Here is a 25,078-nt window from a genome sequence, read left to right as displayed (position 1 = left end):
GGCAACTTCACCCTCTACCGATAGCAACGGGAGATAAATGAATCATAAGAAACCAGCGAATGAGAAATCACTCGCTGGTTTTTTTGTTGGTGGATAGTGCTGTGTGTTTGTTGTTGGGGATTGAGTTTTAATTGATAATCTTTCTAAATATCAATGTTATCGGAAAAAAATATCTTTTTTTCATTAAAGATATAATTATCTTTTATAACTTTGCAGCGTGAAATTAAAAACACTAATTTTAAATTGTTATGACAGCTAAAAAATTATGGTTTTGGCTTGGAGCGACAGTAGCCGCTTCATTCCTTGTGCTGATTTTTTACGGTGTTGAAATTTACCGTACAGCACCGCCTTTCCCTACTAAGATTGTCGTTAATAATGGCGATCTTCTTTATGAAGGGCAAGACATTAAAGATGGTCAGAATGTTTGGCAATCTATGGGTGGTCAAACAGTAGGTAGTATTTGGGGACACGGAGCTTACATCGCTCCCGACTGGAATGCTGATTACCTACACCGCGAATCAGAAGCTTTGCTAAAAATTTATGCCGAAGAAGACGGTAAAGTGTATAGCGAGCTTACTGAAGAAGAACAAGCTAAGTATCAGGTAAGATTGCGTAAAGAATTGCGCAACAATACCTTTGATGAAGCTACAGGCGTGATTACCTTCTCGCCAGAACGTGCTAAAGTTGCTAAAGAACTTGCCGACTATTACCGTCGCTTGTTTATGAACGACCCTGCTCTTAAAACTACTCGTGTGCATTACGCTATCCCCGATAACGCTATCAAAGATGAAGCTCGTATGGCACAAATGAGTGCATTCTTCACTTGGACTTCTTGGGTATGTAGTACCAACCGCCCAGGTAGTGATGTTACTTATACCAATAACTGGCCTTATGACCCTGTGATTGGTAACCACCCTTCTACTTCACTACAAATGTGGTCGGGCTTTAGCGTGCTAATGTTGCTTTTTGGTGTTGGTTTATTGGTATATTACCACGCAAGCAACAAAGAGGAAGAAGAAAGCGAACATCTTCCTGCACAAGACCCTATGCGTGGTTTAAAGCCTACCCCTTCAATGAAAGCTACCCTCAAATATATTTGGATTGTATCTTTGCTTATCTTGGTACAGATGGTAGCTGGGGTAATTACAGCTCACTACGGGGTAGAGGGTGAAGGTTTCTTCGGTATCCCACTTGATTTGATATTACCACAAGCTATTACCCGCAGCTGGCACGTGCAGCTCGCTATCTTCTGGATTGCAACCTCTTGGTTGGCTACAGGGCTTTATATTGCCCCTGCAGTATCAGGCTACGAACCTAAATACCAATGTCTTGGCGTGAATGTTCTCTTTATTGCCTTGTTGATAGTTGTATTAGGTTCGTTGGCAGGACAATGGTTTGGAGTAATGCAAAAATTAGGCTTGGTAGAAAACTTCTACTTCGGTCACCAAGGATATGAGTATTTAGAGTTGGGTCGTTTTTGGCAAATCTTATTGCTTGTAGGCTTGTTCTTATGGTTGTTCTTAATGGTAAGAGCCTTGTTGCCTGCTTTGCGTAAAAAAGACGAAAACAGACACTTATTATTGCTCTTTGTATTAGCCTCTATAGCTATTGCTGCTTTCTATGGTGCAGGATTAATGTACGGACGCCAAACACATATGGCTATTGCCGAATATTGGCGCTGGTGGGTAGTGCATCTTTGGGTAGAAGGCTTCTTTGAAGTATTCGCTACTGTAGTAGCAGCGTTTTTGTTCTCACGTATGGGCTTATTGCGTTTGAAAGTAGCAAGCGCTTCAGTATTGTTCTCTACAATTGTATTCTTGGCAGGAGGTATCTTGGGTACATTCCACCACTTATACTTTAGCGCAACCCCTACAGGTGTATTGGCATTGGGTGCTACCTTTAGTGCTTTAGAGATTGTACCTTTGGTACTCATCGGTTACGAGGCTTATCACAACTACAAAATCTCTAAAACTACTGAGTGGATAAAAGCTTATAAATGGCCTATTTACTGCTTTATAGCTATGTGTTTTTGGAACTTCCTTGGTGCAGGTATCTTCGGGTTTGCTATCAATCCTCCTATAGCGCTTTATTATATACAAGGGTTGAACACCACCGCAGTTCACGGGCACGCAGCCTTGTTTGGAGTGTATGGTATCTTAGGTATAGGCTTAATACTATTCGTATTACGCGGTCTTTACCCCGATCGTCATTGGAATGGCAAACTCCTTGCGTGGGCGTTCTGGCTTATCAATATAGGTCTGTTAGTAATGTTAGTAGGCAGTTTGTTGCCTGTAGGTATCTTGCAAGCGATAGAAGCTATCCAAAATGGCTATTGGTCAGCTCGTTCTGAAGCGTTTATGCAATCAGAACATATGCAAATCATTCGCTGGTTGCGTATTCCAGGTGACTTGCTCTTGGCTTTTGGTGAATTGCTATTGGTATACTTCATCATCGGTTTGCAAACAGGTTGGTCGTTAAAAGAAAAACGATAATAGCGATTTTATTTATATGATAGAAAAGGCTACCTCAAAAAAGTGGGGTAGCCTTTTCTATTTTTTCTGTTAAAATTTATCTTTTTCTTGTTAGCTATTATTTTTTTTCATACTTTTGTGCCGTCAAGACTATGAAAAAGAAGCATTTGCATAATCGTTATGGCGTCCTTTTGTTACTGCTATGTATGCTGAAAGTCGCATTTCCTGTAGGAGAGTTTTTTCATAAACACCTTACAGGGAAAGAGTTATGTGCTATAGCTTCGGGTGATGAGTGCCACCACAAAGCTCACTTTTCATCCATAAACACCCACTACGATTGTATTTTTTTACAGTTACATCAGTACTTTATTGGTACAAGCGTTCTTCACTTCCTTATAGAACTACCTACTGAAGTAACTACTTTTTTTCTTCAAAATAATATTTACCAAACAACTTCTGTTGTTTTCTCACGAGGACCTCCTGCTAATTTAGTAGTTAACGCTAGTATTTGATGACTAAGGTCTAATAACAAACGACTAAGGTCTAACAACTAAATCCAATTTCTATGCAAAAGATATTTACTCTTCTGCTGCTTTTGTGTGCGCTTCCTATTTTGGGGCAAAGCCAATTACAACTGCAAGTAGAAGATACACAGCAATTGCCATTGGCAGGGGCAGTGGTGCACTTTATGGGGAAGCACTATCTCACCGATAGCAACGGCAAAGCAATTATTGAGAAAGCAAACAAAGGTTCTTATCCTATCAAAATTACCTATCTAGGTTATCACGATTACCAAGCAACGCTTGCGCTGCCTATTGCACAACCTTATAAGGTAGTGATGAAAGAAGCAGTAAGTCAGCTGGAGGCTGTAACGGTAGTAGGTAATAACCCTACGAGAGTAAACTGCAAGTTGCCTTGCAAGATTGAAGGTATCAAAAAAGAGAATCTTACGCAGCATTTGGGTGATGAATTGGCTAAAATACTTACCCAAACAGCGGGCGTCTCGATGATACAAACGGGGGCTACCATTGCCAAGCCTGTTATTCACGGCTTGCACAGCAATCGTATTTTGATACTCAATAACGAGGTGCGCCAAGAGGGACAACAGTGGGGTGCCGACCACGCTCCCGAAATAGACCCTATGGTAGCCGACCAGATAACCATAGTGAAAGGAGCTAATGCCGTGCGCTATGGCTCTGATGCCCTTGGGGGAGTCATCCTCATAGCGCCTAATAAGTTGCCCTATGGCGATGGGCTACACGGTAGATTGGCGCCTTCTTTCGCTTCCAATGGCAGAAAAACAGTCCTTACCGCAGTTGCAGAAAGTTCAGTGCCTAAGTTCCATTCGTGGGCGTGGCGCGTGCAAGGTACGCTGAAACGCTCTGGCGACCTCAGTACAGCCAACTATCTGCTGAACAACACCGCAGCCCGCGAGGCGAATTTTTCGGTAGCTACAGGTGTACAACAAAAGCAAGGTACTGCCGAAGTGTTCTACAGCCGTTACGAGAATGAGAGCAGCGTGTTCTACGGGTCGCATATCGGTAATTTAGACGATTTGTTAGGCAGGTTTGAAATCGGGAAGCCCCTCACTACCTATCCGTTTTCGTACACTATCAATGCACCCAAGCAAAAGGTAGTGCATCATCTGCTGAAAACCAAAGCGTTTTACTATATGCTTGGCGGTAAGCTCACGGCGCAATACGCTTTTCAGAAGGATATACGCCAAGAATTTAGCGTGCGCCGTATGGATAGAACGCGTATCCCTGCCCTGAATATGGAGCTCACCACTCACACCCTCGATGTAGATTGGGAGCATAGCTATAAGCATTGGCAAACGATGATAGGGGCGAGTTTTGGTAAGCAAGATAACTACAACCAGCCCGGTACGGGAGTAGTGCCTGTAATCCCAAATTTTGCTTCGCTTAGTTACGGAGCTTTTGGCATTCAGCGTTATGAGCGGCACAATTGGTTGGCTGAGGCAGGACTTAGGTATGACTATAAGTACCTGAATGCCGATGGTTACGATATGTATTCGCAACGCTACGGGGGCGAACACCAGTTTCACAACATCACCTATAATGCGGGCGCTTACTACCATCATAATTGGATAGACATTGGCACCAGCATAGGGTTGGCTTGGCGTTCTCCTCACGTAAACGAGCTGTACAGCAGTGGGTTACACCACGGGGCAGGTACTTATGATTTAGGCGATGATACACTACAGTCCGAAACAGGACTTAAGTGGCTCACTACCTTTACTTATAGCCACTCCACATTACGGCTCAATGTAGATATGTATTTGCAATGGATAAAAAATTACATTTACGATTATCCTACAGGCGAAGTGCGTACTCTTTTTTCGGGCGTGTACCCTATCTTTCAGTACACCCAAGCCGATGCTTTCTTTAGAGGGATAGACCTCGAAGCAAGACTGCCGCTGCTGAAATGGTACCGACAGCGTAACCACACCTTAGCGTATGAACTAAAAGGCTCGGTTGTCTTTGCCAATGAGATGCAAACTAAGCGCTACTTTCCCTTTATACCCGCTCCGCGCCTAAGCCAGCAGTTGCAGTGGAATGCCGATAGCAGTACAAAGCTTATGAGGAAGTTTACAATAGGTATAGAACATACTTTTGTGGCTAAGCAAACCCGCTTTGAACCTGCCCAAGAGTTAGTGCCCACCACCCCCGATGCCTATCATCTTTTCGGGGCGCATATAGGCACTACCTTAAATATTAGCAAGCAGCAAGCGCTAAGCATTAGAGTTTCTGCCGAAAACCTTTTAAATACCGAGTACAAAGAGTACACCAATCGCTTTAGGTATTACGCCCACGATTTGGGTAGAAATGTATTTGTAAGGTTAAATTATAATTTTTAAACAGTATTCAAAAATGAAAAAAATAATAGGTTATTTAAAAACTATCAGTATGATAGTTTTAGTGTGTTTCGCAGTAAGTGGCTGTAGTAAAGACAAAACCAAACCCGCAGCCCCTACCGATGAAACTAAAGACAGAGGACACGATATGCCCGACAAGGTACAGTTTATCATCACCGATAAAGCTACTAGAGAGGTGCAAGAACGCACCGCCGATAAGTCGCCTAAAGGAATAGAGTATGACATTACTTCGCCTGTACAATGGAAAGTAGGGCACGAATACCTATTCGAGATAGTGTATTACAACAACGGACAGCGTATGAACCACGAGTTTGTAACTGCCGAAATGGCACCTATTCACCAGCACTTTTTTCAGCTATTTCAAGGTGAATATCCCAAAAATGGCGAAGGAAGAGCCGCTATGGTAGAGGCTATGAACAACCTTGTAAACTACACTTATGAGGATACCAACCCAGAGAATGGCACTTACGGCACACAAGGAGTAAGTTTGCGTTTGCGCACTTGGGATAAAAAACACCCAGAATTGCGCGACCCTATCGGGCTAAAAGGCATTTTTCATATCAAAGACGAGGCAACTAGCGGCAATTATAAGTTGCGTATCAAGTTGGCACACTTTATTGTAGCCAACAAGTTAAATCCTCAAACTAAAGAAGAGCGTCCTTACAACGTGGTTGAATATAGCAATGCTTTTCAGTTGGATTCCGATATGATACTCCCCATAGAAATTAAACAATAACCCTTTTAACACTAAAAACAATGAAAAACATATATAATTTTTTAAAAATCGCATTGTTATCAATGTCTATTGCTTTTATCTCTTTTTCTTGTAATAAGAATGATGATAAAATAACACCTCCAAGCAAACAAAACCCCCAAACTGCTACCTCTACTACTGCTTCAACAGCTACTCAAACATTTGTAACAACTTGGAGCAAGCTCGAAGTGCGCTTTACCAAAGGGCATTCTCACGGCTATTTTCACGGCAACCCCGATTATCCTGTGAAATACCTCAAAACAGTACAGCATTTTTACTTCAATAATGTAAATGGCGTGCCTACTCCAGCAGCCAATAACCCCACCGCTATCCGTTGGGAAGGAGCAGATGTAGTAGAAGAAGACCATCACGATGATGAAGACGAAGAAGAACACCACAATCACCAACACAATGCAGGGGTCAGCTTATATGGTATAGAATTGATTTTTTACGATGCAAGTGGTAAGCGTATAAACACAATGCTAAGTACGGGCAACAACCCCAATCACTATCAATTCTTTTTTGTTGCCAATAATTTTGTAGCAGTAGCCAGCAATACCACCGTTCCTACCCAAGCAGAAGCACTCAACTACAAATACCGCGATACCAATCCTGAAGAGCTGTACATCAAAGGGGGAGCAGGAATTGATAAAAATCCAAACGCCCCTAAAGGAGTACTTCGCCAAGAACAGATAGGATTGAAAGGCTTTTTTGAAGTAAAACGAACCTATATCAATTTTGATTTGCGAATAATATTGGGTTACTTTAGCAGCAAGCCTGCCGATTTAGCGTATAATACCGTCCCTAATAATAAAATATTAGATGTGAAAATCCCGATACATATCTATACCGATATTCTAAAAGAATACAAGCAAGTGGAAGATGCAATGCGTGAATTTGGCGTAAGCCAAGAAGAAATAGAAAAAGATCAAAGCGACATTTTAGCTTCAAATCTATCCCCCGAAAGCAGCGGTACTTTCTTGTAATAGCCAATCACAAAAGAAGCTGTCCAAAAAGTCTTTAAAAGTACTACTTCGGCATCTCCCCCCCCCCTTTGAAGGGGGGAAGGGGGGGATGTTAATAATCAATTAGTTACAAAAATATTCTGTTCATTAATAAGCTTGTTTTAAGCTAAAATAAAACTTTTTGGACACCCTCAACACCACACACTTTGGCAAACTTTCAGAGTTTGCCAAAGTTTTTTTTTCGCTATTTTTGCCCCCCACTCTCACCGAACGATGAGCGAAGGTTGAGCGAAGGATGAGCGAAGGATAAAAAAAAACTGTGCGGCTTGCACTATCATTAAACATTAATCTTAAAACATTGTTTTTGGCACAAAAATTGATTTACTATTATTAAGGCAAAGACTGTCTATCAATCAAGAATCGTTTTTTAATAAATAAATATTTATGGAAAGGAATAACAAATTACAGAAGATGATAACAAAGCTCCCCCTATGGGCGGCTTCGTTATGCCTGCTTACCTCCTGTGGTAGTTACTATTATGCCGATGGCATCTATGGCGATATTATGCCCGAAAGAAACTACCAATATGAGGCTCCTCGCCACGACAGATATGACGAAAATCAACCCCCTCGCCATTTGCACAATAATTACAAAGAGTATTTTGCCCAAAAAGCACAACAGTACAAGCAAGCCCCCGATACTACCTACACCGCTTTTACCGATGTAAATAGCTATCGTTCCTCAGCCTATGATACAGGAGGCAAAGCCTATGGCGGATGGGGTAGCAATGCGCAGCAAGTGAATGTAAATATATATAACCACAACCGTTATGGCTATCCTTATAGCTATTACTACCCCTATAGTTATGGTTATTATCCCTATTACACACCCTACCGCAGCGGCTGGAGTTTCTCTTTAGGCTGGAGCAGTTACGACCCCTATTACGATTATTACAGCTATCGCCCCTATGGCTATTATCCTTACGGAGGTTATTACGGCTATTACCCTTATTATGGCTACTACTATCCCTATGGTTATGGCTATTACGGAGGCTACAATTATGGCTATCAGCACCCTCGTGAATATTATTACGAGCCCGATAACTCTTATCGCCGTAACTCCTATAGCAACCAAGTGCCCTATTACGGCAGAGGGCGTGCTATTATAAAAGATGACGGACGTCGTGGCGACCCCAATCGCTATGAAGAATACAATTACAACTACAATACCGAAGCTTACGGACGAAGACAGTCCGATAGCCGAAACTACAACAATAGCCAAATGGGCAGAAATTACAACAGCAATAGCGGTAATTACAATAGTAGCTCAAATAGCGACTCCTCAAGAGGCTATAGAAGTCCTAATAGAGATTAAAAAACACTGAAAATGAAAAAGATAAGCATAATTACTCTGTTCTTATTGATAGGCATCACTGCAAAAGCGCAAAACCATACCGATGCCCTGCGATATAGTACCGAAGAACTATCGGGTACGGCACGTTTCAAAGCAATGAGTGGAGCTTTTGGAGCTTTAGGAGGCGATATGTCGGCAGTGAATATCAATCCCGCAGGAAGTACTTTCTTCGGCAGTAGCGAAATAAACTTTTCACTCAACAACAAAAACCAAACCCTCGATATAGGCTTTTTAGACCGAAAAGCCAAAAGTAACAAAAACGACTTTGATGTCAGCCAGTTTGGAGTTGTGTTTGCAATCCCCAATGTATCACCTACCCTCAAGAAAATAAGTGTAGCGTTCAACTATCAAAAAACTAAAAACTTTGATAATGATAAGTTTATGTACGAGGCTTATAATACCAAAGGCTTAGATAATTATTTTCAGAACTATCTGCTAAAAGGCAACGGCGGCAATCCGTTTGCTTACGGACTTTTTGCAGCGGGTATGAACTTTGAAACAAGTGATGAAAGAGGACAACGCGCCATAGGCGAGTATTACGCTACTTTAGGCAAGCAAAAAGGTTATGCTGCCCAAATGGCTTATCTTGGCTTACGAGCAGGATTGGTAACACCCACAGCCACTTCCACCACCAATACAGGCTATACAGCCTTAGGCAAAGACCAAGAGCGCTTGCAACGCTATAGAATAGAACGCTCTGGCTATGTGAATAAAGCTAATATCAACTTCGCTACCCAAGTGGGCGATTTTATAGCATTGGGTATGAACCTCAATATTCACAATATCAACGAAAAGGCAATGTATAGCCTCCGTGATAACGACTTCAGAGGTACATCTTCCCTCACTTATGCCAATCATAAGCAGTATATCAATACCACAGGCGAAGGATTTTCACTACAATTGGGCGGAATTGCCAAACTTACAGAAAACATTAGGGTAGGGGCAAGCTATCAATCACCCGTTTGGTACCGAATGAAAGAAGAAAGCCGACAAGTGCTTTACGGCACCGTGAAAGGTATTCCGCAAAATGTAAATTACGATGTAGAGCTGATTAATAGATATGGCGATGAAATATGGTACGAACGCGAATATAAATTCCGTACTCCTGCACAATGGACAGCCAGTGCAGCCTACCTTATCAAAAAACGAGCTATACTCAGTGTAGATTATGTGCATAGCTCTTATAATAACTTGAAATTCAGGAGCAACAACCTTGCAGCCGAAAATGCTGTCATACAAAGTGAGCTTGGCGATACTTCAGCATTGCGCATAGGAGGCGAATTGCGATTCCCATTCCTATTGTTCAAAGACGACCCAAAATCTATAAATTACTTTAGTGTGCGAGCAGGTTATCGCTATGAACAAAGCCCCTACCGCAGAACAATAGCCACAGTAGGCGATTTGAAAGGTTACGCTATGGGCGTGGGGGTAACCTTAGGAGGCGTGCGCATAGATGCTTCTTATGATATTGCAAAACAAACCAATACATTTGCTCTTTACGAAAGTATCCTTACCGACAAAGCTACCCTCGAAACACAAAACAACAACTTTGCTGTAACCCTCACTTGGACACTTTTTTAGTTGTTAGTCATTAGTTTTTAGTTGTTAGCTTACCCCACACACTTTGGCAAACTTTAAGAGTTTGCCAAAGTTTATATAACTGATAATGGCAGATTATTAAACATTATTTTGTACCTTTGCAGCCGAAAATACTCTTAGTACCCTCACTGCAAAATAATGAAATTACACAGAAACTTAGTAGATGCCGTCATTGAAGGACTGTTATTAATCTTCAATAACGAACAACAAGCCGATAAAATAGTTGAAAAACAACTCAAAAAAGACAAACGCTGGGGAGCGCGCGACAGGGCTTTTATAGCCGAAACTACCTATGAGATAGTGCGCTGGAAACGCCTATATGCCGAAATTGCCGAAGTAAATGCCCCTTTTACGGTGCATAATCTCAGGCGAATGTTTGCCGTATGGGCTACCTTGCGAGGAATTAACTTACCAGAGTGGGGAAATTATTTTGAAAATACCCCACAACGCCGCATCAAAGGACGATATGACGAGCTTTCTAAAGTGAGAAAGCTACGCGAGTCTGTCCCCGATTGGTTAGACGAGTTGGGAGTAAGCGAATTAGGCGAAACGCTTTGGACAAAAGAACTTGCAGCCCTAAACACGATGGCTCCTGTGGTATTGCGTGCCAATACACTCAAAATCTCTGTACCTCACCTCAAAACATACCTGCAAGCCGAAAAAATAGAAAGCTACCCACTGCAGCAATACCCCGAAGCTTTGCAGCTGGTGGAGCGTGCGAACGTTTTTAGTACAACAGCCTTCAACAACGGACTTTTTGAGGTGCAGGACGCCTCCTCTCAAAAAGTAGCTCCTTTTATGCAGATAGACGACTCTGTAAAGCGTGTGATAGACTGTTGCGCAGGGGCTGGCGGCAAAACACTCCACATCGCTACCCTGATGAAAAACAAAGGGCAGGTGATTGCTATGGACATCTACGACTATAAACTACAAGAACTAAAACGCCGCGCTCGCCGCAACGAACTCTTCAATATAGAAACCAAACTCATAGAACCACGCACCCTGAAACGCTTAGAAGCCTCTGCCGATAGGGTACTGATAGATGCCCCTTGTAGCGGTTTGGGCGTATTGCGCCGCAACCCCGATAGCAAATGGAAACTAAAACCTTCATTTTTAGATGAAATACGCACTACCCAGCAAGAAATACTACAGCAATACAGCAAATTAGTAAAACAAGGGGGTAAATTGATATATGCCACTTGCTCTATACTACCCTCTGAAAACAAAAAACAAATAGAGCAGTTTTTGCTTTCAGAAAAAGGTAAAGATTTTCAGTTGGAAGCCGAAGAAGTTATATTGGCTCACACTTCGGGCTATGATGGTTTTTATATGGCACGATTGCTAAAAAAATAATATTAAAGAAATGTTGTACTACTTATTAGAAAACTTAGAAAAATACCACGATTTTCCTGGTTCAGGATTATATAAATACTTGTCGTTTAGAGCAGGGCTCGCCCTGATGCTTTCATTGTTGATATCTACAATTTATGGCAAACGTATTATCTTGTTTTTAAGACGAAAACAAATAGGCGAAACCGTACGTGATTTAGGCTTGCAAGGGCAAAACGAAAAAGCAGGAACCCCCACTATGGGGGGGATTATCATCATCTTGGCAACCCTCATTCCCGTACTATTATTGGGCAAGTTGGATAATGTATATACTATCTTGCTCATTATAGCTACTGTGTGGATGGGAACTATAGGCTTTTTAGATGATTATATCAAGACTTTTAGGAAAAATAAAGACGGATTGAAAGGGCGTTTTAAAGTATTAGGACAAGTAGGCTTGGGGATTATCGTGGGCGCAACCCTTTATTTTAACGATGCTGTAACCGTAAAAAACGAAAAAATGAGCTTAAGAAAGGCTCGTACCGAAGTGGTAGCTCAAAATACTACTATAGAACAACCTGTACCCGAAGTAAAATCTACCAAAACAACCATTCCCTTTGTGAAAAATAACGAATTTGATTACGCCGACCTCATCGCTTGGACTGGCAATAACTATCATAATTATGTATGGCTTGTTTTTATACCTATAGTAATTCTCATAGTTACAGCCGTATCCAACGGGGCAAACCTCACCGATGGTATTGATGGGCTTGCCGCAGGAAGCTCGGCTATTATAGTACTCACTTTGGGTATTTTTGCTTGGATTTCAGGGAATATTATCTTTTCAGAATATTTGAATATAATGTATATACCGCGAGTGGGCGAACTTACCGTTTTTATAGCTGCTTTTGCAGGTGCTTTAGTAGGCTTTTTGTGGTATAATACCTATCCAGCGCAAGTATTTATGGGCGATACAGGTAGCCTAACTATAGGAGGCATTATAGCTGTAATAGCTATAGCCGTACGCAAAGAACTACTGATACCCGTATTGTGTGGCATCTTCCTGATAGAAAATTTATCGGTAATATTGCAAGTAGCCTATTTTAAATACACCAAAAAGAAGTACGGCGAGGGCAAACGCATATTTTTAATGTCACCTTTGCACCACCATTACCAGAAAAAAGGCTATCACGAAAGCAAAATAGTAATGCGTTTCCTAATAGTAGGTATATTTTTAGCCGTTATAAGCATCGTAACCCTCAAATTGAGGTAGTTTTTTTAGTTATTTGTTAAAATTTTTGTACCTTTGCAGCCGGATACTTATGTATCCTTTATTCACAGAAAACAACTATATATGATGCAAATACTTAACAAACAAATGTTTAGAGGGCTTTTAGTAGCCTTATTATTAGTCTTTTCGTGGGGTGCAAACGCCCAGGTAGCCGTCAATAGTGTAGTGGCTGATGACCAAGTGCAGTTTGCTAATAATAACAATTTTGAAATTGGTACCCTCACTATTAAGATAAAGTTACCTTCTACTAAAACCACTGCTAAGGTAACTGTTACCTTGCCTACGGGTATTGAGTACGTGCCAGGTTCTATAGTTCTGGGTGCGAATGCTACTTCAGTGACTCAAGTGGCAGGCAGCCTTGTTACTGCGCCTGTGTTCACCTTAGTAGGGGCAGCCAATAATGATGTTGTCTTTACTATCAAGCGTAAGCTTACCAAGTTGGCTACTGATGCTTTACAAGGAAAACTTCTTACCGATAAAGTAAAGGCGGAAGTAACTGGCGAAGCAGATGACGAAAAAAACTCTAACCAGTATAGGGTAATGCCGCCAGTGGTAACCGTACAAGGGGTTACCGCAATAGCTGCCGCCGAAATAGGGGTAAATACCACTACCTTTAGTATTCGCAATACAGGGGTAGGGGCGGCACGCACTATCTTCTTCTCTATAGATTACCCTGCGGGGGTTACCACCGTGAGTTTTATACCCCCAGCAGGGGTAACCTTAGCACAAGTAGGCACCGTGCCTGCAGGCTTTCTCAATGCAGGCAAACCGCTTTACAGCCTTACTAAAGCAGCTGGTTTTGCGGGTAATGAGGAGGTACCTATTACCGAAGTCTTCAAGATTGCCACTTCCTTATGCGAAAAGCAACCTAAATTGGGCTATGTACCCTATTGGGGGCTTTCGGCTACCGAGCTATTTGGAGAAAATACTAAGGTAGACCGCAATATAAAGGTGCGGACTTATGAACCTAAAATCATACAAACTAGTGATGCAAACAAAAGATATTTTCAGTATGATGCGGGGCTTTGTGCTGCTACAGGGCAAAAACTGGGTACATTCTATACCGCTTTTAATAATAATAGTACCGATGCTACCGCTTATAACAATAGAATAGAAAAATTGTGGCAAGCACGGACATACTTTGATTTAACTAACTTTTGTATTATTGCTACTGATGGTACAAAAATTCCTATTGCTGAAACCTCTAATGATGGTGGTTCTACTAAATTTGATTTTTCTACTAATGCGGCTTTACTTAGTTCCAATTCTGCTTTGGCAGGGAAAGATATAGGTTTTACCGATGAAGACGGTGATGGATATTTAGACGACCTAAAACCGGGGGCTGAAATCCGTATCTGTTACGACTTGGTATCTAAAGGAATACCTTTTGCTTGTAATACTTTATCTATAAATCCTTCTTATACTTATCTTTATGACAATGCTTGTGGGAAATCCATCCAATCAGTAGCTGCTCAACAGACATATATACGAGCTTATACTCGTATCAATAAAAGTATTTTTCCGGCACAGCTACTCTTAAATACACCAGAAAAAGGTTATTTGACCCCAGGAATGACATCGGTATCTGCTGATGAACAGCTAGAAGGACAAGGAAAAAGGATAAATGACCTTCGTTACCGCTATTATATGCAGCTACCTTCAGGGGTAGGACTTAAGAATGTGGTATTTCACTATACTAAGAATGATGATTTTACCGATACTGCTGCGCCTACTATCACTATTGCTGATGTGCCTGCTGGAGGGGTACTGAGTTGGACAACGCCTGATACACCTCCTGCAGGGGTAACAGGTAATGGAAAATTCTATTGGGGGCATATCTCTTTTGAGTTGGAACTTACTAACTGTACCGGTATGGGGTCTTCGGCTGCCTTCCCTTACACCATCTCGATGATGAGTCGCAACCAAGATGGTACTACCTTCTGTCCTATTCCTGTAGCGTGCGAAACAGCTACTATTGCAATTGGCTGTTCGGTACCTTGTTTGGTAAAGGGTCCTGAAATGCTCAGTACTAAAGTAGAGCGAGCTGACAATTCTTATGGCTGGACAGATGCTACAATGGCTACCCGTGTGCAGCGTGCTAATCTATCGCCCGAGCAACGCCGTAAGGTATTACCTTTAGATACCGTAGAGTTCTTTGCCGAAGGGAAACAATCTACTGCTCAGGGAGCAGATAATCTCTTCTATTACGTAGCGGTAAAAAAGAATGCAGATTTGTTGCCTAAGTCTATCAAAGTGAAAGTAGGTACTCACGAAATGACCCTACAAGCTACTGACACAGGGGTAATAACGCGCAGCAACGATGCTAATGCCAATTATTACCGTTGGAATCTTACCGATGCACTTCCTTTAGGAGGATTAGCAGCAGGGCAAACTTTCTCGGTAGTGGCTACCTATCAGGTAAATAATGCTACAGAAAATCAGGATTTAGCAGAGCAATCGGGTATTACCTCTTATTTCTATACCTTAGCTAATAAAAACGATACCGCTATCAACGCTCAAGGTGTGCATACCAATGCCTTACGTTGTGGAGTAGCCCTTATTCCGGTATTTGATTTCGGTAGAACCGGCAAGTGGAATGGTATGAATGGTTTTATTTTGAATGGTTGTTACCCTAATAATATAGGAGGCTATTATGTTCACTTAGGGCGCAACCAAGCGAGTGGTAGTTTGCTTTATGAGGAGTATCGCCCAGGTATTCTAATGAAGAAGATTGTACTTAAGATGCCCTTGGCATATAAGATTACCGCGAACCCTGAGTATTACTATACCGCTGATGCCACCCAAGCGAGAAATAATACTTCTTCTTCTACAACTATTCCTTTGGCTAATTGGGTAGAAACTATCGAAGGCAATAAGCGGGTATATACCTATCATAACCCAACTAATACAGCCGATCCATACTTTCTACGCCCAGGGATGATAGGAGCAAGAACTTATAATGAGTGGTTGAAGGTAATGGCGCAAGCCTCTTGCAAGTCAAAAGAATTTATAGGTACTGACTCGGAGAGATTAGCCGCTGCCAGACTTGCTGATGAAGTGGGCTATTACGAAATAGAGGCAGAAGATCTTTATTATCATTATGCTAATGAGTCTACTCGGTCATCTACCAATATAGCTAATAGCAGTGTTTTTCTCTTTAGTGCAAAACCACAACTGCTTATGGCAGCACAAGGGCAAGGCTCTACTATTAGGGCTAACAAGAACGAACAAAGCTCTGTTTTTGCCTTAGAAGCACGCAACAATCCTGCCCCTAATACGTGGGTGTCTATCCCTGATATTACAGGAGTAGAGGTGCAAGGCTTAGAAGAGGTAAACAATGCAGCAGGTACTACTGTAATACGAACTCTTACTCCGGAAACGAGTATTTCGGGCGAGAAGATGTTCTTCTTAAACCAAATTATACAGGCAGGGGCAGCAAACCAAAAGTACTACCGTTTGAAGTTTAAACTTACAAACTGTAGTCAGCCGCAAATAAAGTTTAAAGTATATGCAGGCTGGAACTGCGATGGCAACCCTACACAAGGCTATCGTGCTACTTGTGATGACACGTTCTTAGAGTATACCGTAAACATTGCCCAAAGTAAAAAAGAAATAGAAGTAGGTACGAACCCTACCAGCTTGCCTATGTGTACTAAAACGCCTTTCTCATACATTGTAAAAAGTACTGATGAGGGCGACATCTTTGGGGCTAACTTGGTAGTTACTCAGCAAGCGGGTATTGTTATCAGCGATGTGAAAGTAGAATACCCCTTAGGTTCAGGCAAGGAGTACAATACCAATACCCCTGTAGATGGTAAAAAGATAGGGGTAGTAACTACTGCTAATAAAACTACCTATAAACTTTCGGATATATTGCCAGAGGGCTCATTGCCTGGTTCTGTAAGTACCAATACTGAAAGCAGCCAGAAGTTCAAAGTACTTTTCAATGTACAACCTGAATGCGACTTTGTATCGGGCTCTTCTTTTGATATAGACTTAGAGGGTAACAACCTTTGTGGGGTGCCAGCTATAGGTCCTAAAGTAGTAGCTATTGTAGCAAGAGTACAAAATGCAAGTGTCAGCAACTATAATATGCTATTATCGTCAATCAATTACGTAAGTGGCAATGCTAATGCTTGCGATAATGGGGCTACTTATAAGGTACGCGTATCAGTAAACTCGTCTGTTCCTTCTTTTGCAATAGGTAGTGATGCACGTTTGCATATTCGTTTTCCACAAACCTATGATATACAAAGTGGTGATATTTCGGTAGATAGAACAGATTTCCCACAAGCTAATGCTAATAGCAGCTGGACAGACCCTACAGTAGTATCGAGAACTACGGTAGGTAATGATAGTGAGATAATAATGGTAGTACCAGCAGGTATGAAAAATTCTCAGTACTTTGATGTAACAGTAAAAATCAAACAAAAAGCCAATACTTTGGTAGATTGTACTACACAGCGAAATATAAAAGTACTTACTACTGATAAGATAACAGGTATTGCCTGCCCTACCTTGCCACCTTCTTTTGTGTGTCCTGCTCTTATAGTGAGCACTTCGCCTGAAAGAACCGCTGTTATCAAAAATGACCGTGCCGACCTTTCAATCACGGAGGTAAAAGCTACTGCTGTACCTTCGGCTAACAAAGAAAACCTTACTATTCAGTATAAAATAGCTAATGCGGCTACTGCTTCGGCTACTTATAATGGTTCGGTAGTGGTAAGCCTCTATAACGACCTTAACAACAACGGTTTAGTAGAAGCCAGCGAGGTACTCGCTACCCACACCACTACGCAAGCCTTAGGGGCTGGGGTAACCTCGACGGTGCAAAACTTTACGTACTTAGCCGATCAAGCGCAAGTATGCCGTTTGCGTTTGGCTATCCGCAATGCCGATAACAAGTGCCTTTGCGATGATAAAGATGTTGCCTTGCCAACACCTGCACATATAGGAGGTTTGGTAGGTAACCTCTCTACTTGCGAAACCGCTTCGGCAACCTTTGTGTATAACGCGGCAGCTCCTGCTTACGATAGCTATACGTGGTCGCCAGCCAGCTACTTGTCGGCAGCCAATACCCCTACACCTACGTTTACTTATAGTGGTGCTAAGCTAACCGCTCCGCTAACGGTTACCTATACGCTAACGGTAAAACGCACTAATGGTTGTGAATCGAGCCAAACGGTAACAGTAGTTGTAACCCCCACAACAGCAACTCCTAACCCTAATGCGGTAAACCTATGTGCTGGTAATACAATACAAAGTTTGAAGCAATATTTAGGCGGTTTGGTATCGGGTACCTTAAGGGTATACACTACGGCTACCGCTACTGCCGAGTTGGGTAACACTATTGCCCTAACCGATAATACTACTTATTACTATTCGGCACAAATAACCGGACAATGTGAAAGTGCACGACAAGCTATTCTGGTAAAAATAGTAGCAACTCCTACCGCATCGTCTAGCTACACTTATTGTGCGGGTACTAAGGTAGCTACTTTATGGGATGATATTGACTCAACTGATAATGATAGGTCGCTTAAGATATACACGGTAGCTTCAGGGGGTACTCCTTTAGATAGGAATACCGTGTTGCAAACGGGTAATTACTATGTAGCAGATTCGGCTACTAATGGTACAGCAAGCCCTACTTGTGAGAGCACACGGGTAGCAGTAACCGTAAATATAACAACGGTAGCTACTCCTACCGTGAGTGCCACTACAGTTTTGTGTCCGACAGCGAGCACACATAGCGTATCGTTTGCGGCGTATGCTACCGCCCTTAGCGGCAACAGCTTGCGCTGGTATGCTACAGCTACGGCTACAGTACCTCTAACCAATACACCTACTATCAACACACAAGTAAGTAGCACTACTACCCTTACTGCGTATGTAAGTCAGGTAACCACAGCAGGTTGCGAAAGTCCGCGTGGAACGGTAACTATAGTAGTGAATGACACTACAACACCTACTCTTACAGCACCAGCGCCTTTGGTAACCGATTGTCGCAATGCAGCTGCCAATATTATTACTTGGTTGGGTACAGCCACCGCTACTGATAGCTGTGGTGCCGTAAGTTTGACTAATACCTACAGTGCACCAGCAGATTTCTGCAATGTACCTAATGGTACTCTTACGGTGAGCTTTGTAGCAAAAGACCTCTTTGGTAATATTACTACTGAAACGCGTACTATTACCTTAGTAAATATAAAGGCAGAGAGCGATACCTTTACTGTTACACACGGAGCTGTAGCTACTACTACGGCTAACAGTGTGCTTACTAACGATAAAGTAGGAACGCAAACGGCTACTACAGGTACTGTAAGTATGACAGTTGTTACCCCAGCAACAGGTGTAACAGGCTCGGCAACACCAACGCTTAATAGCGATGGTACGATTACAGTACCAGCGGGTACTAAATCGGGGACTTATACTATAGGTTATAAGATATGTACTAAAGTAGCGAGTGTAACGGCTTGCGATACGGCTACTGCTACCGTAGTGGTAGGAGCCCCCGAAATAAAAGCTAATAGCGATACTCGTACTGTTACCAATGGTGTAGCAGGAGGTACTATAAGCAGCGTACTTACCAACGACAGCTATAATGGGGTAACAAACCCAAGTACTAACTCGATAACTCTTAGTTGGGGAACTTTACCAGCAGGCGTAGTAACCACTACTACTGTAGGCGAGTTGAAAGTGAATGCAGGTACAGCTTCAGGTACGCACCAAATACCTTATACTATCTGCGATGGGGTAAACAGTGCGACCAACTGCTCGACCGCTACCCTAACCCTTGTGATAGGAGCGCCAGCAATAACTGCTAATAGCGATACTCGTACTGTTACCAATGGTGTAGCAGGAGGTACTATAAGCAGCGTACTTACCAACGACAGCTATAATGGGGTAACAAACCCAAGTACTAACTCGATAACTCTTAGTTGGGGAACTTTACCAGCAGGCGTAGTAACCACTACTACTGTAGGAGAGTTGAAAGTGAATGCAGGTACAGCTTCAGGTACGCACCAAATACCTTACACCATCTGTGATGGGGTAAACAGTGCGACCAACTGCTCGACCGCTACCCTAACCCTTGTGATAGGAGCACCCGAAATAAAAGCTAATAGCGATACTCGCACTGTTACCAATGGTGTGGCAGGAGGTACGATAAGCAGCGTACTTACCAACGACATCTATAATGGGATTACAAACCCAAGCACCAACTCGGTAACCCTTAGTTGGGGAACCTTACCACCAGGCGTAGTAACCACTACTACTGTAGGAGAGTTGAAAGTGAATGCAGGTACAGCTTCAGGTACGCACCAAATACCTTACACCATCTGTGATGGGGTAAACAGTGCGACCAACTGCTCGACCGCTACCCTAACCCTTGTGATAGGAGCGCCAGCAATAACTGCTAATAGCGATACCTTTACGGTAACTAATGGTGCTAATGGAGGGTATGCAGGTAATGTACTTACTAATGACGAGTACAATGGTACAACCAATTTAGTAGGTAATGCATCTGTAACGCTTACTTGGTTGACAGTACCAACAGGTATACAAACCCATACTAATGGCGATCTTACTGTGGCAGCGGGCACCGCTTCAGGTACTTATGCAGTAACCTACAAGCTTTGCGAAAACTTGAATGGCAGCAACTGCTCAATTGCTACTGCTACGATAGTAGTAGGACAGGCAACTATCACAGCTAAAAATAACAACTATGCAATTGCGAATGGGGCTGTAGGAGGTACTACTAGCAATGTATTAGAAAACGATATTTATAACGGTATTACCAACTTAGTAGGCAACACCTCTATAACCCTTACTTGGAATACAGTGCCAGCATCTATTCAAACTAATGCAAATGGTACTATTAGTGTACCAGCAGGCACACCATCAGGTGTCTATACGCTTACTTATACTATTTGCGAAAACTTGAACAACGATAACTGTTCAACTGCAACTGTAACTGTAGCAGTAGGAGTTTCGCTTATAGTAGCAGAAGACGATAATGATGACACCTTTAAGATACCTAATGGGGCTAATGGCGGTACTACCAGCAGTGTATTGGCTAACGATACCCTAAATGGAGTAACCCCACCTAATACGACATCTATAACCCTTACTTGGACGAATGTACCAACAGGTATACAAACCCATACTGATGGTACTATCAGTGTGCCAGCAGGTACGCCAGCAGGTACTTATACCGTAAGCTATCGTATTTGCGAACGCTTGAATGGCAGCAATTGTTCATCAGCAACGGTAACAGTAGTAGTAGGACAGGCTACCCTAACAGCTGTGGATAACACCTTTACAGTAACTAATACCACTACTACCACTACTGATAGCGTACTTAATAACGATAGTTATAATGGTACTACCGGTTTAGTAGGTAATGCTTCTGTAACCCTTACTTGGACGAATGTACCAACAGGTATACAAACCCATACTGACGGTACTATCAGTGTGCCAGCAGGTACGCCAGCAGGTACTTATACCGTAAGCTATCGTATTTGCGAACGCTTGAATGGCAGCAATTGTTCATCAGCAACGGTAACAGTAGTAGTAGGACAGGCTACCCTAACAGCTGTGGATAACACCTTTACGGTAACTAATACCACTACTACCACTACTGATAGCGTACTTAATAACGATAGTTATAATGGTACTACCGGTTTAGTAGGTAATGCTTCTGTAACCCTTACTTGGCTTAATGTGCCAGCAGGTATACAAACTAATACCAATGGAAGCCTAACTATACCAGCGGGTACAGCTTCAGGTACTTATGCAGTAACCTATAGGCTATGCGAAAACTTGAATAGCAGTAATTGTTCAGTAGCTACCGCTACGATAGTAGTGAAGGGTGTAGCAACCCCAACGGTTACACCAACGATAGAAGTAACGGGCGACAGCTATACTCATACGGTAAGCGGTACTACTTATACTACTACCAGCAATGTATTGACGAATGACAAGGTAGGTGGTGTAACGGCAACGATAGCGAGTGTAACGATACACACGAGCACGCCAACGACCGACAAGCCTTATATAGATGCACAAACGGGCTTGGTAGTTATCCCAAGTGGTACACCAACGGGTACACATACGATAACTTACTATATCTGTGATAAGATAAATACAACGTTGTGTAGCAGTCCAACGGTGGTAACTATTACGGTGGTAGCAACAGTAACGACACCAACGATAGAAGTAACGGGTGACAGTTATACTCATACGGTAAGCGGTACTACTTACACTACTACCAGCAATGTATTGACGAATGACAAGGTAGGTGGTGTAACGGCAACGATAGCGAGTGTAACGATACACACGAGCACCCCAACGACCGACAAGCCTTATATAGATACACAAACAGGCTTGGTAGTTATCCCAAGTGGTACGCCAACGGGTACACATACGATAACTTACTATATCTGTGATAAGGTAAATACAACGTTGTGTAGCAGTCCAACGGTGGTAACTATTACGGTGGTAGCAACCCCAACGGTTACACCAACAATAGAAGTAACGGGCGACAGTTATACCCATACAGTGAGCGGTACTACTTATACTACTACCAGCAATGTATTGACGAATGACAAGGTAGGCGGAGTAACGGCAACGATAGCGAGTGTAACGATACACACGAGCACGCCAACGACCGACAAGCCTTATATAGATACACAAACAGGCTTGGTAGTTATCCCAAGTGGTACGCCAACGGGTACACATACGATAACTTACTATATCTGTGATAAGGTAAATACAACGTTGTGTAGCAGTCCAACGGTGGTAACTATTACGGTGGTAGCAACCCCAACGGTTACACCAACAATAGAAGTAACGGGCGACAGTTATACCCATACAGTGAGCGGTACTACTTATACTACTACCAGCAATGTATTGACGAATGACAAGGTAGGCGGAGTAACGGCAACGATAGCGAGTGTAACGATACACACGAGCACGCCAACGACCGACAAGCCTTATATAGATGCACAAACAGGCTTGGTAGTTATCCCAAGTGGTACACCAACGGGTACACATACGATAACTTACTATATCTGTGATAAGGTAAATACTAGCTTGTGCAGTAGTTCAACGGTGGTAACTATTACGGTGGTAGCAACAGTAGCAACACCAACGATAGAAGTAACGAGCGACAGCTATACTCATACAGTGAGCGGTACTACTTACACTACTACCAGCAATGTATTGACGAATGACAAGGTAGGTGGTGTAACGGCAACGATAGCGAGTGTAACGATACACACGAGCACGCCAACGACCGACAAGCCTTATATAGATGCACAAACAGGCTTGGTAGTTATCCCAAGTGGTACGCCAACGGGTACTCATACGATAACTTACTATATCTGTGATAAGATAAATACAACGTTGTGTAGCAGTCCAACGGTGGTAACTATTACGGTGGTAGGAAATACAACAACCCCAGCAACAATAACTGTGGAAGCAAATGGCGATGAATTTAACTATTACGCTGTAGCTACTCAAACGACCCTTGTGGGTAATGTATTGACCAACGACAAGTTAAATGGTACGTTGAATCCATCGGTGCGCAGTGTAACGATTACTACCCCATCGGTAAGCAACCCACGTGCGCCATACATTCACCCTGCTACGGGTGATGTAACAGTGCCACCACACACCCCAGCAGGAGTATACGAATTGCCATATACTATCTGTGCATTGGCATCACCTACAGAATGCAGCACCGCTACAGCAGTAGTGAGAATAAGCACGATAGAGGCACACAACGATGGTCAGCACCAACTTGGTACGACTGCGGGAGGCACTATTAGCAGTGTATTGACAAATGATAAGCTCAACGGTCAGCGCCCAGCAGCGGGAGAAGTGAATATCAACTGGGTACCATCATCATTGAGTGGCTTTACATTTAACAATGACGGAACGATAGATGTAGCAGCGGGAACACCTGTAGGTACTTATACTATTGTTTATACACTTTGCGCAACGGCTACCCCTAGTTTGTGTAGTGAGCGAGCAGAAGTGGTAGTAGCAGTAACAGCAGCAGTGCCAGTACCACCATTTAGTATAATGGCAGTATATGACGGGCCACACTATATAGACCAAGGAACGGCTACAACGGTAGCAAGTGTTTTGGCAAATGATACACTTGATGCCGACCCAGCGACTACGGGTAATGTATCGCTTACGTGGAATATCAGCAGCCCGGCGGGTATTACCCTTAATGCAGATGGAACAGTAGCGGTAGCAAGCACTACAGCGGCAGGCGTATATAAAGTGCCATATACAATTTGTGCTAAGAACGGAACCTTGTGTGCTACTACAGAAATAGAAATAGTAGTGATAGCACCAACGGTAACGCCAACGATAGAAGTGAATGGCGAAATGTTTACTTATACGGGTAGCCCAGTTGTAGGCAACGTACTTACCAATGAGAAATTGAATGGAGTTCCTAACCCATCGGTACGCAGTGTAACGATAAGCATAATGCCACCGCTTCCAGGGGTAAATGAACCATACCTAAACCCTGAAACGGGAGATGTGATAGTACCACCGGCAACGGTAGCTGGAACCTATACAGTTACTTACCGTGTATGTACGATAGCAGCGCCAGTGAGTTGTGATACAGCATCGGTGCGGGTAGTAGTTCCAGCGAGCGTATCGACACCAACAGCAGCACCTGTAGCGGCTGATGATAGGGCAACTACTATACGCAATACCCCTGTAACGATAGCAGTATTGTCAAATGACACTCCTAACGGAGCTACATTGCCTAATATCACTACAACACCGCTTAATGGTACCGCGATAGTGAATGCAGACGGCAGTATAGAATATCGTCCATCGACTAATTTTGTAGGTACAGATAGGATTGTATATGAGTTATGCGATGCGTTTGGACAGTGTGCAAGTGCGGTGGTAACGATAGAAGTAACGAATGGATTGTTGCCATACAATGGTATTTCAATAGACGGAAATGAAAGGAATAGCTACTTCCATATAGGAGGCATAGAAGCGTATCCGAAGAATGTAGTGAAGATTTTCAACCGTTGGGGAGTACAAGTATTTGAGATAGAGCATTACGACAACGTGCGCAATGTATTTAGAGGGCTTTCTAACGGACGAGTGACGATAGAGCGCGGTAGCAAGTTGCCACAAGGTACGTACTACTATATCATAGAATACGAAGATGACAACCACCAACAGCAGAAAGAAACAGGTTGGTTATATTTAAAACGCAATTAGCGATGAATAGAAAAGCACTCAGGCGCAACCCTGAGTGCTTTTTTTATAGAATATAAATTAACATCCCCCCCTTAACACATACTCCGCTGCGCCAGC

10 protein-coding genes are annotated in these 25,078 nt (G+C 42.7%); all 10 read left to right on the top strand.

Annotated features, from left to right (window positions below):
- Positions 1-248 precede the first annotated feature (248 nt).
- Positions 249-2,492 carry a nitric-oxide reductase large subunit gene (locus J4N46_RS11870; protein ID WP_208059466.1) on the top strand — a complete coding sequence of 748 codons (2,244 nt, stop codon included), beginning with the start codon at positions 249-251 and terminating at the stop codon, positions 2,490-2,492.
- 185 nt (positions 2,493-2,677) lie between these two features.
- Positions 2,678-2,983, top strand: a complete 306-nt coding sequence (locus J4N46_RS11865) for a hypothetical protein (protein WP_208059467.1) — start codon at positions 2,678-2,680, stop codon at positions 2,981-2,983.
- Between the two features lie 53 nt (positions 2,984-3,036).
- On the top strand, positions 3,037-5,349 hold the full coding sequence (locus J4N46_RS11860) for a TonB-dependent receptor (RefSeq protein WP_208059465.1): 2,313 nt from the start codon (positions 3,037-3,039) through the stop codon (positions 5,347-5,349).
- Positions 5,350-5,362: 13 nt separating this feature from the next.
- The gene (locus J4N46_RS11855) at positions 5,363-6,103 is read left to right on the top strand and encodes a hypothetical protein (protein ID WP_208059464.1); all 741 of its coding nucleotides are present in this window, start codon (positions 5,363-5,365) and stop codon (positions 6,101-6,103) included.
- Between the two features lie 20 nt (positions 6,104-6,123).
- Positions 6,124-7,107 carry a hypothetical protein gene (locus J4N46_RS11850; protein WP_208059463.1) on the top strand — a complete coding sequence of 328 codons (984 nt, stop codon included), beginning with the start codon at positions 6,124-6,126 and terminating at the stop codon, positions 7,105-7,107.
- Between the two features lie 423 nt (positions 7,108-7,530).
- On the top strand, positions 7,531-8,460 hold the full coding sequence (locus tag J4N46_RS11845; RefSeq protein ID WP_208059462.1) for a hypothetical protein: 930 nt from the start codon (positions 7,531-7,533) through the stop codon (positions 8,458-8,460).
- A 12-nt stretch (positions 8,461-8,472) separates the two neighbouring features.
- Positions 8,473-10,080, top strand: coding sequence for an OmpP1/FadL family transporter (locus tag J4N46_RS11840; protein ID WP_208059461.1), 1,608 nt, complete (start codon positions 8,473-8,475; stop codon positions 10,078-10,080).
- A gap of 156 nt (positions 10,081-10,236) precedes the next feature.
- Positions 10,237-11,451, top strand: a complete 1,215-nt coding sequence (locus tag J4N46_RS11835) for an RsmB/NOP family class I SAM-dependent RNA methyltransferase (protein ID WP_208059460.1) — start codon at positions 10,237-10,239, stop codon at positions 11,449-11,451.
- 10 nt (positions 11,452-11,461) lie between these two features.
- Positions 11,462-12,700, top strand: a complete 1,239-nt coding sequence (gene mraY / locus J4N46_RS11830; RefSeq protein ID WP_208059459.1) for a phospho-N-acetylmuramoyl-pentapeptide-transferase — start codon at positions 11,462-11,464, stop codon at positions 12,698-12,700.
- A gap of 81 nt (positions 12,701-12,781) precedes the next feature.
- Positions 12,782-24,982 carry a T9SS type B sorting domain-containing protein gene (locus J4N46_RS11825; RefSeq protein ID WP_208059458.1) on the top strand — a complete coding sequence of 4,067 codons (12,201 nt, stop codon included), beginning with the start codon at positions 12,782-12,784 and terminating at the stop codon, positions 24,980-24,982.
- Positions 24,983-25,078 lie beyond the last annotated feature (96 nt).

It is taken from the genome of Capnocytophaga bilenii (assembly GCF_017565765.1).
Lineage (GTDB): Bacteria > Bacteroidota > Bacteroidia > Flavobacteriales > Flavobacteriaceae > Capnocytophaga > Capnocytophaga bilenii.
The sequence above is the reverse complement of the archived record's forward strand: the minus strand, read 5'-3'. Positions and strand labels throughout refer to the sequence as shown.